This is a genomic window from Roseovarius gahaiensis (assembly GCF_011601345.1).
Lineage (GTDB): Bacteria > Pseudomonadota > Alphaproteobacteria > Rhodobacterales > Rhodobacteraceae > Roseovarius > Roseovarius gahaiensis.
Genome location: NZ_JAAORB010000016.1, coordinates 38,105 through 54,028, shown reverse-complemented (window position 1 = coordinate 54,028; position 15,924 = coordinate 38,105). Strand labels below are relative to the sequence as shown.

Here is a 15,924-nt window from a genome sequence, read left to right as displayed (position 1 = left end):
CCTCTTCACCGACGAGGAATGCTACAACTTCTTCAAGGCAGCAGGATACAAAACCGATTAAACGCGACACGCTCTAACGCGCTGTATAATCGTATCAACACCTTGCAAGGCAGCCGAACCTATCAAACCGTCCTTCGCGGCACCGATGCAGACCCACGGCTGGAGTCGCTGCACACCCAGCTAAAGGCCCTGATCCCCGTGTTCGATGCCGACGATCAGACGCTGGCGGCGCAGCAAGACCGCATTTTGCAAGCGGTGAACGCCTTGGCGCCAGATACGCGTGCCATTTCCATGGAAGGCATCGCCATAGATGCAACCCGCAGCGATGCGGAACGCGAGGCGTTGACCCAAAAGCTGATGCAGTTAACGCTTCTCAGCCTGTTGCTTGTGGTAACCTTGGTGTCTTTGATGGTGTTGTTGTGGCGTTTGTTCCTGCTGTATCGGTTCCGAGCGCTGGAAAACCAGAGCACCCTGAAACGTCTCAAGACGATTTTGAACACCTCGGAAGATGCGGTTGTCGTATTTCAAAACGACGGCCAGATCGTGGACGCCAACGATACGGCGCGGCATCTTTTCGGATGGGCCTTGCAATGGGCCAGTGCTGCCAAGCGCGCCCCCAACATCGCGGATATCCTGTCCGAAAAAGACGATCAGGGTCAGTGCACGCCCGTGCCGGCCCAGACTTTGCTGCAAGCCTGTCGCGCAGGCACCAAGCTGCCGACGGTTCTGACCGCGCGCCGCCATGACGCGAAATTGGTCCCGGTCGAAGTTTCTGCCAATCTAGCATCGCACCCCGACGATGAGGTTTGCGTGTGTTTTCTGCGCGACATCACGGATCGGCTGGCCGCCGATGCCGAAATCCGCGCGGCCCGCGACAAGACCTTGCAGGGCGAACGTGCCAAAGCCACGTTTTTGGCCCGCATAAGCCACGAGATGCGCACCCCGCTGCATGGCGTCATAGGCGCGCTTGATCTGCTCAAGGGAACGCCGCTGCGCCCGGATCAGGCGCGCTATGCGGATGTGATGAAATCCTCGGCGCAAATTCTATTGGGTCAGATCGAGGATGCCATGGGCGTCAGCCGGTCAGGTGGTCCGAAACTTGACCTTTCGCCGGTGCCTTTTGATCTGGACCGTTTGCTGGAAGATCTGATTTTCACCCAAAAGTCCAAAGCCCGCGCGCGCAACACTGACTTGTCGCTTACACAGGGCAGCCTCGGATTTGGCAGCGTGTATGGCGATCCAGACCGGGTCCAACAGATTTTGCTGAACCTGATCTCGAACGCGATCAAATATACCGAAAACGGACAGGTCACCTTGGAGGCCTGCCGACTTCCCACCGATGGCAAGACCGACGATGTCATTGAATTTCAGGTTACCGATACCGGCATAGGTATCGCGCAAAACGACATGTCGCGCATCTTTGATGATTATGTGCGGCTTTCGCCTGCGGGGCATGACGCGGTTGAAGGCAGCGGTCTGGGCCTTGGCATCGTGCGCAATCTGGTGACCCTGATGGGCGGACAGATTGGGGCCGAAAGTCTTGAAGGTCAGGGCAGCGTGTTTTGGGTGCGTCTTCCATTGCCACAGGTTCCAAACGTCGAATGCGAAACCATCGACACCGCCAGCCCAGCCAAACAGCAGGCTCGGAGCCAGACCATTCTTGTGGTCGAAGACAACGCCATCAACCGGTTTGTCATTGAACGGATGCTGGTTTCGGACGGGCATACCGTGTCGCTGGCCAACTGCGGGCGCGACGGCGTCGCCATGGCGACGGCCCAGCCGTATGATCTGATCATCATGGATGTGAACATGCCTGATATCGACGGGATCGAGGCAACCCGTCGCATCCGCATGGCCATCGGCCAGAATTCTCAGCCACGTATCGTTGCATTGACAGCATTTTTCTCGGAGACGGATCGCACAGCCATGGTTGCCGCCGGGATCGATGAAGTTTGGACAAAGCCTCTGAAACTTGAAGATTTGCGTGCCCTGACCGATGATTTCGGACCGCAATCAAAAGCCCCACACATCCCCCCCGACACCGCCGCTGCAGACCGGCCTGACATCGTCACCGACGCCTTGACTGATCTGCGCAGCAGCGTTCCGCTGCATCGTCTTACAGCCTTTGTCGACGAGTTCGCAACCGAAGCCCAAACCATTGTCGAGAGCCTGAATGCACAGTCCACAAAGGCCGATACTGGATTTGCAGGCAAACTGCACAAGCTGGCAGGATCAGCGGCGGTTCTGGGGGCCGCGCGCGCGCATTCGCTGCTGGCACAGGCAGAAGAGTCGGCGTGGCTTCAAGACCACCGCGCGCTTGATCAGGCCCTGCAGGAATTGGCAGACGTGCTGCCCGTCACCCTGACCAACATGACAGCCACATTGGTCAGCACCGATCAGGCACCCAGACCATAAAAAACCTGTTATAATAAAAGCACAGCGGACAACACCGATGAGATGCGCGCAACAGCGCCACACCTTTGTGAGTTGCCAATTGCCCCGCCTGCTATAGGTTCGCTAGATAGTTCGTTGAAAACCTTTCGCGATGATGATGCGGGACATACCGATAATGCCGATCTGGAAGCAAATTCTGACAATCTGCCTGCTGGCCGCTTTGGCCTATGGTGGATACGAGGGTTATAACCGCTACATGCTGCCGGGTGATGAAGCCGAAAATGGATCGGCCAACAGGTCCGGTGGGCGCCAGACGGTCATTGAAATCGCCCTTGCTGAAACCGCTACGTTACGCCAAACCGTCGAAGCCGTCGGCACCACGCGCGCCCTGCAATCCATCGACATCGTTCCCGAAGCCGAGGGGCGCATTGTGGATTTGGCGATAACGCCCGGCGCACTGGTTGAAAAAGGCGCGGTTCTGGTGCGTCTGGATGATGCCATAGCGCGCGCCGATCTGGCCGAGGCCGAGGCGCGCCTTAAGGAACGCGAGCAGGTCTTGACCCGTATCCGTCAACTACGCCTCAGCAATGCCGCCGCCGAGGCCACCTTGCAAAAGGCCGAAGCCCGCAAGGCCGAGGCCTTGGCACAGCTTGACCGGGCCGCCCGCCGCCTTGAGGAACGCACCATCACCGCGCCGTTCTCGGGCGTGGTCGGGCTCAGCGATGTCGATATCGGCGCGCGTGTCGACCAAAGCACGATGATCGCCCGCCTGGACGATCTGGCAGAGGTCGAGATTGAATTTGGACTACCGGAAACTCTTTTCTCGCAGGTGTCCAAAGGTCAGCCGGTTTCCGCCAGCAGCGTGGCCTTTCCGGGCCAACGTTTCGAGGGGCAGATTGACGCCAAAGACAGCCGGATTGATCCGGTCAGCCGCTCTTTTCGCACCCGCGCCATCCTGCCGAACCCCGAAGGCACCCTGCCCGCCGGTATGTTCGTCTCGTTGGAATTGGTCCTGTCCGAGGCCGAGCATGTCGTGATCCCGGAAGAGGCGTTGGTGTTTCAGGCCGCCGAAACTTATGTTTTCGTCATCGAAAACGGCACAGCGTCGCGTCGTACGGTCACCACCGGCCAACGCCGCGACGGGAATGTGGCGGTGTTGGACGGGATAGAGGCAGGTGAGCAGGTGGCCGTGCGCGGCTTGCAAACGTTGCGTGACGGAAGCGCCGTGAGGGTCTTGAATGCCCCAGACGGCGCCGCCGATACGGCACAATCCGCAGCCGAAGGCGACAACACATGACCTTGTCCGACATTTCCGTACGACGCCCGGTTCTGGCGGCCGTCGCCAGCCTTTTGCTGATCGTGTTCGGCATTGGCGCCCTGCGCGATGTGCCGGTGCGCGAATTGCCCGATGTCGATAATGCGGTTGTCTCGATCACCACCACGTACCGTGGTGCCGCCCCCGAAGTGATCGACACCGACATTACCGAAACCGTCGAAGGCGCTGTGGCGTCGATCGCGGGGATCCGCTCGATCAGTTCCGAAAGCCGTCAGGGCCGCTCGCGCGTGACCATCGAATTCGACGCCGGGCGCGATATCGACGTGGCGTCAAATGACGTGCGCGATGCCGTGGGCCGCATTCGGGACAACCTGCCACAAGAGGCCGATCAGCCCGAGGTTGAAAAGGCCGATGCCGATGCCGACCCGGTGATGCGGCTGGCCGTGACATCCGACCGGATGACAACGCCCGAAATCACCGATTACATCGACCGTTTCATCATCGACCGACTGGCCACACTGGATGGCGTGGCCAACGTCCGGGTCTATGGCGACCGGGCCTTTGCCGTGCGTATCTGGCTGGACCGCCGCGCACTGGCCGCGCGCAAGCTGACGGTCGAAGATGTGCAACAGGCCCTGCGCCGCAACAATGTCGAACTGCCCGCAGGCGAGGTTGAATCGCAAGACCGACAGCTGACCGTGCGTCTTGATAGCCGCTTGGCCAGCATCGAGGATTTCCGCGATGTCGTGCTGGATCGTGTGGCAGGCTATCCGGTGCGCCTGCGCGATGTTGCGCGGGTCGAACCGGGGGTGGAAAGCGACACCACCATTGCCCGCAGCGATGGCCGCGATGCGGTGGGTATGGCGATTCAACGTCAAAGCCAATCCAACACCCTTCAGATTTCCAACGCCGTGCGCGCCGAGGTGGCGCGTCTGACCCCCACCCTGCCCGAGGGCATGGAAATTATCATCGGTTCGGATGACGCGCTGTTTGTCGGCGCGTCGATCCGCGAGGTTGTCACCGCATTGGTGATCTCGCTGGTGCTGGTGGTGTTGGTGATCTTGCTGTTCCTGCGCAGCGTCCGGGCCACGCTGATCCCGGCAATCACCATCCCTGTGTCGCTGCTTGGATGCGTGATCTTGATCGCCACCTGGGGGTTTTCGATCAACACCCTGACGTTGCTGGCTCTACTGCTGGCCATCGGGCTTGTGGTCGACGATGCCATCGTGGTTCTGGAAAACATCCAACGCCGGATCGAAAACGGGGAAACCCCGCTTGTGGCCGCCGTCAAAGGCGCGCGGCAGGTGACCTTTGCGGTGCTGGCCACCTCGGTCACGCTGATTGCGGTGTTTGTGCCCCTGTCATTCATGCCGGGCCAGGTTGGTAAACTGTTTGTCGAGTTTGGCTGGGTCATGGCCGGCACGGTGGCGATCTCGACCTTTGTGGCTTTGACGGCCTGCCCCGCGCTCGCATCCAAAGTGCTCAAACCCGGCACGGGTGTTGCACCAACCGATGAATATGCGCCGCGTGGATGGTTGCAAACCGGCTATGCCGCGCTTTTGGCCCGCGCCCTGCGCGCGCCGCTTGTGGTGCTGGCGATTGGGTTTACGGTGACAGCGGGCGCGTATGTGTTCTACGACACCCTGCCCCGCGAACTGGCCCCGCGCGAAGACCGCGGTGTCGGGTTTGTGCCGCTCAGCGCCCCGCAAGGCAGCACTGTCGCCTATTCCGATCAAGCCGCCCGTCAGGTCGAAGACATCCTTGCACCGCTGCGCGAGGAAGGGATCATCGAAACCGTGTTCACCTTCACAGGATGGGGGAACAGGGCGTTTCGCTCGTTTGTGGTGTTCCGGCTGGTCCCCTGGGAGGACCGCGATGTGCCGATATCCGACGTGGTCGGCCGCATCGCGCCGCGAATGGCCGAAGTCACCATTGCGCGGGGCTTTCCGGTCACGCCGGCCGGTCTTGGCTTGCGCGGAAGTTCCACACCCGTTCGCGTGGTGATCGGCGGGCCGGATTTCGATAGCGTCAAAGACTGGTCACAGCAAATGCTGGACCGGGCCGAACAGATTGAGGGGTTGGTCAACCCAGAGATCAACTTTGAACAAAATCTACCGCAACTGGATGTCACGATTGATCGCGAACGCGCCGACGATCTTGGCATTTCAGTCGAGACCATCGCCAATACTATGCAGACCATGCTGGCGTCACGAGAGATGACCACATTTGTCAGTCGGGGCCGCGAATACCCGGTTATCGCGCAGGCCGAAGAGGCTGATCGCCGCACGCCGTCCGATATCAACAACATCTTTGTGCGGTCCGGCGATGGTCAAACACTGGTGCCACTCGGGGCTTTGGTCACGCTAGATGAAAACGCCGCCGCGCCGTCGTTGCGCCGGTTTGACCGGTTGCCTTCGATCCAGCTGTCGGGTGCCTTGGCCCCCGGCACCGAGCTGGGCACCGTCTTGGGCCAGATCGAGGCGGCGGCAGACGAGATCCTGCCCGCCGAAGCCGCACTGGGCTACGAAGGGCAATCGCGCACCTTCAAGGACACATCAGCCGGTGTGGGCCTTGTGTTTGCGTTGTCGCTGCTGATCGTGTTTCTGGTGCTGGCCGCGCAATTCGAAAGCTTTTTGCACCCGATCACGATCCTGCTGACCGTGCCTGCCGGGGTGGCCGGGGCGATTTATGCGATGGCCCTTGGGGGGCTGTCGCTCAATGTTTACAGTCAGATCGGGATTATCTTGTTGATCGGGCTGGTGGCCAAGAACGGCATCTTGATCGTCGAATTCGCAAATCAGCTTCGCGACGAAGGTCTTGAGGTGCGCGATGCCGTCTTGCAGGCTGCTGTGCTGCGTCTGCGACCGATCATGATGACGGTGATTTCAACCGTTCTGGGCGCATTGCCGCTGGTGCTGGCAACCGGCGCCGGGGCCGAAAGCCGCAACGCCATCGGCACGGTCATCATCGCGGGGTTGTCCTTGGCGACGGTCTTGATGCTGGTGGTTACCCCGGTTCTATACAATTTGTTGGCCCGCTTTACGCGGCCTCGGGGTGCCGTTGAAAAAGCGTTGGAAGCCGAATTGAAACAGAGCCAACAGGCCAGTTGATCCCAAAGTGACCATACGCTGATTTCCGCCAAAGATGTGGAAACCGGCCTTTATTCGCTGCAAAATCAAGGTATGACTTGGCCAGTCATGGGGGTATTTTTGGGAATCACGCGGCCATTTCTGACGCGCTTGGGGGCGCTCGTGCTCTGCTCGGGGCTATGGGCGGCCCCTGCCCTTGCGGCCGAATGGGGCTTGGTCGCGCCCGGCGCTCCGGATGACCTTGGCGACAGGTTGCGCGCTGCATCAACCGTGGGCGACACGGTTGAGCGTGACACGGCAACGCGTCAGGATCTCCTTGCCGCCGCGCAGGCGGATTACGCGCGGATGGTCGGGGTGCTGTATCAAGCGGGCTATTACAGCGGCACCGTCAATATCGCCGTCGATGGCCGCGAGGCTGCCGATATTCCGCCGCTTTCGCCCCCCGATCAGGTCAGCCAGATTGCCATTCTGGTCCAATCCGGGCCAAAATTTGCCTTCTCGACCGCCCGCGTGACACCTTTGGCCCAAGGCACCGAGTTGCCAGATGGGTTTGCACCGGGCCAGCCCGCGCCAAGCGATCTGATCGGTGATGCGGCGCGTGCTGGCGTGGACGGCTGGCGTGCACTTGGCCATGCCAAGGCCAAGATCGCCGCTCAGGACATCACCGCCAACCACACGCAGCGCCGACTTTCGGCTGACATCACCCTGACACCCGGTCCGCGGCTGCGGTTTGGGCAATTGCAGGTGCCCAACACGGGGGCCGTCAGGCCCGAACGTATCCGGGCAATTGCGGGGCTGCCTTCGGGTCAGGTGTTTTCACCCGATGATCTGGAGGAGGCCGCACAACGGCTGCGCCGCACCGGTGCGTTCAGTTCCGTCAAGCTCACCGAGGCCGACACCATCAGCCCCGGTCAACGGCTTGATATCGACGCCGGGCTGGTTGATGCCAAGCCCCGCCGCATCGGCGCGGGATTAGAGCTGTCGTCACTGGAAGGATTTGGGCTTTCGGCGTTCTGGATGCACCGTAACCTTCTGGGCGGCGCTGAACGCTTGCGGATCGAAGGCGAGGTCAAAGGCATCGGCGGCGACTCGGGTGGCATTGATTACCGATTGTCCGGGCGATTTGACCGGCCCGCCACGTTTACGCCGGACACCGGGGTTTACCTTGAGGCCACGCTGCAAGAAGAAGACGAACCCGATTATCGCGAGCGCAGCCTACAAGTTGGCGGCGGCGTCACTCATATTTTTAACGACACGCTGACCGGTGAAGCGGGTATCGCCTATCGCTATTCCGAGATCGACGACGATCTGGGCTCGCGCACCTTGGAACATCTGCTGCTGCCGGTCAGCCTGACATGGGACAGCCGCGATGATCCGCTGGATGTGCGCAACGGCTATTACCTTGATATGAATGTGACCCCGTTTGTTGGATTGAACGAAGACACAGCCGGGGCTTGGGTCATGGGGGATGCCCGCGGCTATTGGGGCTTTGGCAAGGATGATCGTTTTGTGCTGGCCGCACGGGCGCAAATCGGATCGGTCAACGGCGCAAGCCTGACAGAGCTGCCACCCGGCATGCTGTTCTTCTCAGGCGGGGCGGGCACCGTGCGCGGCCTGCCCTATCAGGATCTGGCGATTGATCTGGGTGGCGGGCGGCGCGTTGGCGGGCGCTCTTTCATGGCGTTTTCAGGTGAAGTGCGCGCGCCGCTCAGGGGCGATTTTTCGGCTGTGGCCTTTTATGATGTCGGGTTTGTCGGGCGTGACAGCTGGAGCGCGGATAACGGCGATTGGCATAGCGGCATCGGGCTGGGTCTGCGCTATGCTACCGGCATCGGGCCGATCCGTGTGGATGTGGCCACCCCTGTCGATGGGGGAAGCCGCGGGGATATTGAGCTTTATATTGGCATCGGGCAGGCCTTTTGATGCGTAAACTTCTGAGCATACTCCTTGTCTGTGTCTGGACGGTCCCAGTCGTGGCGCAAGACGCCGACGACCTCCGCGAGCGCGGCATTTTGCAAAGTTTCATCGAAGACAACCTGTCTGCTGCGGGCCGCGAGGTGCGGATCAGCGGTTTTGAAGGCGCGCTGTCCTCTCAGGCGACGCTGGACGAGATGACAATCGCCGACGCCGAGGGCATATGGCTGACCCTGCGGGGGGTGACGCTGGACTGGACACGCAGCGCGCTGTTGCGCGGTCGCCTTGAAGTCAACCAACTAAGCGCCGATCAAATCATTTTGCCCCGCCTTCCCGTCAGCAAAGATGGGCTGGATACCAAGGACGCGGCCGCCGCGCCGTTTGCCCTGCCCGATTTGCCAGTGTCTGTTCGCATCGACCAATTGCAAGCTGGCAGCTTTTCGCTTGGCGCCCCCATTCTGGGCGAGGCGTTGGAGCTGTCCGTGCTTGGGTCATTGTCTTTGGCGGATGGGGACGGTCAGGCCGATCTGGATATTGACCGTCTCGACGGCGAGGGCACCTTTGCGCTTGCGGCAGGATATTCCAACACTACCAAAGAGCTGTCGCTAGACCTTGAGGTGAACGAAGGGCAAGGCGGCATTCTTTCGGGGATGATGAACCTGCCCGAACGTCCCGCCCTTGGATTGACGGTGAAAGGCGCAGGGCCGTTGGATGCCTTTGAGGCCCGGTTGGCCCTGACCCGCAATGGCGTTCGCCACCTTGAGGGCACCCTGCGCACCGAACCTGCCACAGATACCGAAGAAGACCCGGGCAACGATAGGATTGCGCAACGCTTCAGCGCGCAATTGAATGGCGACATACAGCCATTCTTTACGCCCGAACTGCAGGCCTTCTTCGACGGACGCTCAACATTAAAGCTGAACGGCTGGCGCACCACGGAGGGTGCAACCGTTCTGGATGATTTCAGCTTGCGCACCGCACAAATGGCCCTGTCAGGACAGCTGGCACTGGATTCGCGCAATTGGCCGCGTCGCTTTGCGGTGTCAGGCCGGATCGGCAGCCCGAGCGGTCTGGTTCGTTTGCCTGTCCCGGGCGCGGCTGTCCGGATCGCAGGGGCCAATATTCAGGCCGATTACGATGCCGCACAAGGAGATCGCTGGACGGCCAACCTGCGCCTGCGCGATCTGCGGCACGACGGGGTGCGCGTTGGCCAAGCCAATCTTGAAGCCCGTGGGCGTATCAGCCCGCAGGTGCCCCGCGATGTCAGCGCCGATATCAGCTTTTCCACCAAAGCTGTCAGCCATGACAACGCCGATCTGGCGCAGGCCATTGGCCCCACCCCGCACGGCGCGCTTGGGCTGACGTGGCAAGATGATGCGCCCTTGCGCATTTCAGGACTGACGGTATCAAGCGGTGATGCGGAATTGCGGGCCGATGCCCGGCTGGACGCGCTGCGCGAGGGTGTTCCCATCACCGGGACAGCCGATCTTAGTCTTGGCAACCTTGCGCGCTTTGCGCCGCTGGCTGGCCGCGATCTGCAAGGCGCGGCGCAGGCCACGGTGTCGGGCAACGCCACGCTGCTCAGCGGTGCATTCGACGCGGATATCAGCGCACAAACCACCGGTCTGGCCGTGGGTGAGCCGCGTCTTGATGGCCTGTTAAAGCCGCAAACCGACTTGATCATCGCGGCCCGGCGCGACGAAACCGGCACCACCCTTGATCGTCTTTCCCTGTCCAGTTCCGCAATCAAAGCACAGATCAACGGAACGATCACGCCAGCCGCCGCCGATCTGAAGATCAGTGCCGAACTGCCCGATATCTCCTTGGCCGAGCCCCGTCTGAATGGCCCGCTGACCGTGCAGGGCGGTCTGGGTTGGAGGGATGGCGGCGTGATCCGGCTTGACGATGTCCAAGCGGCACTGGCGCAAACGCAATTGAACTTGTCGGGGACACTGGACCCGACCGATCCCAGCCTGCCGGTCAGTGGCGCGCTGTCGCTGAAGGCCGATGATTTGTCGCGGTTTTCGCGCTTGGCACAGCGCTCATTGGGCGGGCAACTGGGGCTTGAGGCCCAAGGCGATGGCGCGATCAAAGGCGACAGCGCCACGCTTAGCGCCGATCTGACCGGGCAAAACCTGCGCACGGGGATCGCGACGCTGGACGATATGTTGACCGGGGCAATCAGTGCCAGCCTTGATGCCAGCCGCGCGCCGGAGGGTATCAGCCTACGCACGCTGCGCCTTGATGGGCCGCGTGTCTCTGTCACAGCAGACGGCAGCACACCCGGCGCGCCAATAGATGTTAACGCGCGCCTGTCGGATCTGGCGCTGTTGACGCCTGGCTTTGATGGGCCCGCACAGGCCACCGGCAGCTTTGTGCTGCGCGATGACATGGGCCGTGACATCGGCGTTGATCTGCACGCCTCCGGCCCGGCGGGCACCACCGCGACTGTTTCGGGCGATATTCGCGATCTGGGCCAATCTCTTGAGCTTGCCCTGACCGGGGCCGCGCCTTTGGAATTGGCCAACCGGTTCATTGCGCCCCGATCTGTCGAAGGGCGCTCTGAGTTTGATTTGCGCGTGTCCGGCGCACCGGCGCTTGGGTCTGTTTCCGGGCGCGTCACGCTGGCCGATGGGCGCGTTGCCCTGCCGACGCTGTCCGCCGCCTTTGCAAATCTGCAAGGCGGCATCGACCTGCGCAACGGCAGCGCCGAGATCAGCATCACCGCCGATGGCCGCGAAAGTGGATCATTGGCCGTGAACGGCCCGATCGACCTGCAGCCGCCCTATTCCGCCAATCTGACCGTGCTGCTGAACGCCTTGGGCCACAGCGACCCGGATTTGTACAAGACCAAGGTCAGCGGAGTTGTTTCCATGACCGGGCCATTGGCAGGTGGCGCGCAGATCGGTGGACAGTTGCAACTGGGCGACACCGAGATTCGTGTGCCGTCCTCGAACTTGGCCAACGTCGGGTTGTTACCGCAAATCCGACATGTCGACGAACCGCCCGCTGTCACCGAAACCCGCCGCCGGGCGGGCCGTATTCAGCAGGCCGAGCCCGATGCGGCAGGCCCCGCTTACGGGCTTGACCTGACGATCCTTGCCCCCAACCGAATTTTCGTGCGGGGGCGCGGGCTGGATGCGGAACTGGGCGGGCGCTTGCGCGTGACCGGCACCACGAATGACGTTGTGCCAAGCGGCATGTTCGAATTGATCCGTGGCCGGTTGGATATATTGGGCAAACGCCTGACCCTGACGGAGGGGCGCGTTGATCTGCGCGGCGCGTTCGACCCCTATCTGCGCTTCGTTGCCGAATCTGATGCCGATGATGTGACCTTGCGTGTGGTTGTCGAAGGTCTGGCCAGCGAGCCGGACATCCGCTTCACCTCGTCCCCGGACCTGCCGCAAGAAGAGGTCGTGGCCCGCCTGATCTTTGGCCGTGGCCTTGATAGTATCTCGCCGTTTCAGGCCGCGCAGTTGGCGGCGGCGGTGGCCACGCTGGCCGGGCGGCTTGATGATGGGTTGCTGGGCGGGCTGCGCGAATCCGTCGGCCTGAGCAACCTTGATGTCACAACCTCTGACACAGGGGCCACGCAACTCAGTGCTGGGGCCTATATCAGCGAAAACATTTATTCCGAGATCAGCGCCGACAGCAGCGGCGAACAACAAATCGACCTCAACATCGATCTGTCGCGCAATGTCACCGTCAAAGGACGGCTGAATTCAGAAGGCAATACCGGCATCGGTATCTATTTCGAGAAAGATTATTGATCCGCCCCAGCCGTCAGCGGCGCGGCGCAGCGTTTGAACCTTGGCACAAGCAGTGGTATGTTACCGCTAACGCCACTTCAGGCACGTCGCCATCATAGTTACGGACTGGACCATATCATGCCACTCCACCCCACAATTCTGGACGTCACAGACCGCATTCGCCACCGATCGGCCAAGACACGCGAGACATATCTTGCGCGCATACAGGCTGCCGCGCATGCTGGGCCAAACCGGGCGCATCTAAGCTGTGGCAACGCCGCGCATGCCTATGCCGCGATGGGCGACGACAAGGACCGCCTTGCCGCGACACGCGCGCCTAATCTGGGGATCGTCACCGCCTATAACGATATGCTGTCGGCGCATCAGCCGTTTGAAAGCTTTCCACAGCTGATCAAGCAAGCCGCGCGCGCAGCGGGCGGCACGGCGCAAGTGGCGGGCGGGGTTCCGGCGATGTGCGATGGCGTCACCCAAGGCCAACCGGGGATGGAGCTGTCGTTGTTTTCGCGCGATGTCATCGCGCTGGCGGCCGGTGTGGCGCTCAGCCATAACACCTTTGATGCGGCAGCGTTTCTGGGTGTGTGCGACAAGATCGTGCCGGGGCTTGTGATCGCCGCGGCCACCTTTGGCCACATCCCGGCGGTGTTCATGCCTGCCGGTCCGATGACCTCGGGCTTGCCCAACGACGAAAAATCCAAAGTGCGCCAGAAATACGCCGAGGGCCAGATTGGCCGTGATGAATTGATGGCCGCCGAAATGGCCAGCTATCACGGCCCCGGCACCTGCACCTTTTACGGCACCGCCAACACCAACCAGATGCTGATGGAGTTTATGGGCCTGCACTTGCCGGGAGCCAGCTTTGTCACCCCCGGCACGCCGCTGCGCGATGCGCTGACCTGTGCGGCGACCGACCGCGCGCTTGCGATCACGGCGCTTGGCAATGCCTATACGCCCGCCGGTGAGGTGTTGGATGAACGCGCCTTTGTGAACGGCATGGTTGGCCTGATGGCTACAGGCGGGTCAACCAACCTTGTGCTGCACCTGCCTGCCATGGCGCGGGCGGCGGGGATCATCCTGCTGCCCGAGGATTTTGCTGCGGTCTCGTCCGTCACGCCCCTGATGGCCAAGGTCTATCCCAACGGTCTGGCCGACGTGAACCATTTTCACGCGGCAGGCGGCCTGCAATACATGATCGCCCAACTGCTGGATGCGGGTCTGTTGCAGGACGATGTCAAAACCGTCGCCGGGCCGGGGCTGTCGCGCTACACGCACGAGCCGAAGCTGAGCCAAGATACCCTTGTCTGGACAGATGGCCCTGACACATCCGGGAATGAGAAAATCTTGCGCCCTGCATCTGACCCTTTTAAGGCCACCGGCGGGCTACAGGACATGGCGGGCAATCTGGGCACCGGGATCATGAAGGTGTCTGCCGTCGCCCCCGATCTGCACATGATCGAAGCGCCCGCGCGCATCTTTGAGGATCAAGAACAGGTCAAGGCCGCGTTTCGCGCCGGGGAGTTTACCGGGGATTGCATCGTGGTGGTGCGCTTTCAGGGGCCGCGCGCCAACGGAATGCCGGAACTGCACGGGCTGACCCCCATTTTGTCGGTCCTGCTGGACCGGGGGCTAAAGATCGCACTGGTCACCGATGGCCGCATGTCGGGCGCGTCGGGCAAGGTGCCCGCCGCGCTGCATGTCAGCCCCGAGGCGGCGCTTGGCGGCCCGCTGGCGCGCTTGCAGGATGGCGATATTCTACGTGTTGACGCTCGCGCCGGACGGCTTGAGGTTTTGACCGACGGCGCGCTAGACCGCGAAGCAGCCACGCCCGATCTGTCGGCCAATACCCACGGCACCGGGCGCGAGTTGTTCGAGCTTTTCCGCCAATCCGCAGGCCCCGCCACCTTGGGCGCCTCGCCGCTTTTGCCGACGGAGCCGCAGACATGACAAAGGGCATGACCCCGCAAGAGGCCAGCCGCCAAACCCGCGCCCTGTGCAGCCTTGCGCCGGTGATCCCTGTTCTGGTGATCGACGATGCCAGCACCGCCGCGTCATTGGCGCAGGCGCTTGTGGCGGGCGGCCTGCCGGTGCTTGAGGTCACCCTGCGCACCCCGGCGGCCCTTCAGGCGATCCACTTAATGTCACAGGTCGAGGGCGCAATCGTCGGCGCGGGCACGGTTCTGACACCCGAAGATGTGGCAGCCTGCAAAGGGTCGGGGGCGCGCTTTGCCGTGTCACCGGGCAGCACGCCCCGCCTGCTGGACGCGTGCGAGGCCACCGCCCTGCCCCTGCTGCCCGGCGCGGCCACCGCCACCGAGGTCATGCACCTGCTGGAGCGCGGCTATGACATGCTCAAGTTCTTTCCTGCCGAGGCGTCGGGCGGGTCGGCCGCGCTGAAAGCGCTTGGTGCACCTCTGCCACAGGCCACATTTTGCCCGACCGGCGGAATCAGCCCAACCAACGCGCCGGATTACCTGCGCCTGTCCAACACGCTGTGCGTCGGCGGCAGTTGGGTAGCCCCGTCGGAAGCCGTGAAAGCCCAGAATTGGGCTACAATTACCGATCTGGCACGCGCCGCGCGCGGCCTGTCGGGCAACAATTAGAACGGCGCAACCGCCCTATTGCGCGGCACCGGTTTCCAATGATCTGAAATGCCCGACAACCGCCTTGCGCGCGACACCGATGTGATATTCCATCGCGGCGCGCGCCCTATCTTCATTGCCGGTTTCCAGTGCCTCGATGATCAGAAAATGATTGCGTGCCACCAGTCCGGGTTCGTCAAACACACGCTCGATCAATGCGGTGCAAGCTTGAATTTCAGACGCCAGATTGTCGAACACCGTCAAAAACCGTCCATTGCCACTCGCCTCGACGATGCAGCGGTGAAACTGCAAATCCACGCCGATCTGATAGATCAACTGATTCTCGCTGGCCGAGGTTATCATCTCTTCGATCTGCGCCAGCAAAACCGGCATGATCTGCGCAACACGGCCTTCGCGCACGACCCGCGCAATCGCTTCGCGTTCGATGCACAGGCGCAGTTCATATAGCGAATCGAGGTCGGTCGCGTCGATGGTGCGCACAAAAAATCCGCGGTTGGCCTTGGACACAAGCAAACCGGCACTTTCCAGCAGCCGTCCGGCCTCGCGCACCGGGGCGCGGCTGACGCCTAAATCCCGCGCGATCACCGATTCCGCCACCCTGTCACCGGGTTTTAGCCGCCCGGACACAATTGCATCGGTCAGCATTTGCGCGATGCGTTGCGACAGCGCATCGCGGGCAAGCGGCTTGAAAAGTGGATCAGCGTCGCGGTTCATGACGTAACGCTATCGCCATGATTGTCGGCTGTCGACAATTTTGCTTGACTTTGGCCAGCGGCCCCGATGAACCTATCTCCACGCGAGGGGCAGGCATTGCCCGCCCCAGACACAACAGACCGCCAAAAGACCGGAACCATCGGCATGGCATGAACGAGATAGTCCGGCAA

8 protein-coding genes are annotated in these 15,924 nt (G+C 61.8%); 7 read left to right on the top strand and 1 reads right to left on the bottom strand.

Annotated features, from left to right (window positions below):
- From HAT86_RS09690 to eda, 7 genes are all read left to right on the top strand, one after another.
- A partial coding sequence (locus HAT86_RS09690) for an ATP-binding protein (RefSeq protein ID WP_231125872.1) occupies window positions 1-2,415 on the top strand: 2,415 nt, incomplete at its 5' end.
- Window positions 2,416-2,569: 154 nt separating this feature from the next.
- Window positions 2,570-3,691, top strand: coding sequence for an efflux RND transporter periplasmic adaptor subunit (locus tag HAT86_RS09685; RefSeq protein WP_167196500.1), 1,122 nt, complete (start codon window positions 2,570-2,572; stop codon window positions 3,689-3,691).
- Window positions 3,688-6,780, top strand: a complete 3,093-nt coding sequence (locus HAT86_RS09680) for an efflux RND transporter permease subunit (protein WP_167196498.1) — start codon at window positions 3,688-3,690, stop codon at window positions 6,778-6,780. Before HAT86_RS09685 ends, HAT86_RS09680 begins: the two co-directional genes overlap by 4 nt.
- 72 nt (window positions 6,781-6,852) lie before the next feature.
- Entirely contained in the window at window positions 6,853-8,682 is a 1,830-nt protein-coding gene (locus HAT86_RS09675) for an autotransporter assembly complex protein TamA (RefSeq protein ID WP_231125871.1), read from the top strand.
- A complete protein-coding gene (locus HAT86_RS09670; RefSeq protein ID WP_167196495.1) occupies window positions 8,682-12,443 on the top strand; it encodes a translocation/assembly module TamB domain-containing protein in 3,762 nt (1,253 codons plus the stop codon). Before HAT86_RS09675 ends, HAT86_RS09670 begins: the two co-directional genes overlap by 1 nt.
- A gap of 117 nt (window positions 12,444-12,560) precedes the next feature.
- Entirely contained in the window at window positions 12,561-14,384 is a 1,824-nt protein-coding gene (gene edd, locus HAT86_RS09665) for a phosphogluconate dehydratase (protein WP_167196492.1), read from the top strand.
- Between the two features lie 8 nt (window positions 14,385-14,392).
- Window positions 14,393-15,040, top strand: coding sequence for a bifunctional 4-hydroxy-2-oxoglutarate aldolase/2-dehydro-3-deoxy-phosphogluconate aldolase (gene eda, locus HAT86_RS09660; protein WP_167196519.1), 648 nt, complete (start codon window positions 14,393-14,395; stop codon window positions 15,038-15,040).
- A gap of 15 nt (window positions 15,041-15,055) precedes the next feature.
- Here the strand turns inward: eda and HAT86_RS09655 are convergent, their stop codons facing one another.
- Window positions 15,056-15,754: a GntR family transcriptional regulator gene (locus HAT86_RS09655; protein WP_167196489.1), complete on the bottom strand. Its 699-nt coding sequence runs from the start codon at window positions 15,752-15,754 to the stop codon at window positions 15,056-15,058.
- Window positions 15,755-15,924 lie beyond the last annotated feature (170 nt).

Coding starts and splice junctions, on each gene's coding strand:
- edd (WP_167196492.1), top strand. CDS start 12,561: ATGCCACTCCACCCCACAATTCTGGACGTCACAGACCGCATTCGCCAC.
- HAT86_RS09670 (WP_167196495.1), top strand. CDS start 8,682: ATGCGTAAACTTCTGAGCATACTCCTTGTCTGTGTCTGGACGGTCCCA.
- HAT86_RS09675 (WP_231125871.1), top strand. CDS start 6,853: ATGACTTGGCCAGTCATGGGGGTATTTTTGGGAATCACGCGGCCATTT.
- HAT86_RS09680 (WP_167196498.1), top strand. CDS start 3,688: ATGACCTTGTCCGACATTTCCGTACGACGCCCGGTTCTGGCGGCCGTC.
- HAT86_RS09685 (WP_167196500.1), top strand. CDS start 2,570: ATGCCGATCTGGAAGCAAATTCTGACAATCTGCCTGCTGGCCGCTTTG.
- eda (WP_167196519.1), top strand. CDS start 14,393: ATGACCCCGCAAGAGGCCAGCCGCCAAACCCGCGCCCTGTGCAGCCTT.
- HAT86_RS09655 (WP_167196489.1), bottom strand. CDS start 15,754: ATGAACCGCGACGCTGATCCACTTTTCAAGCCGCTTGCCCGCGATGCG.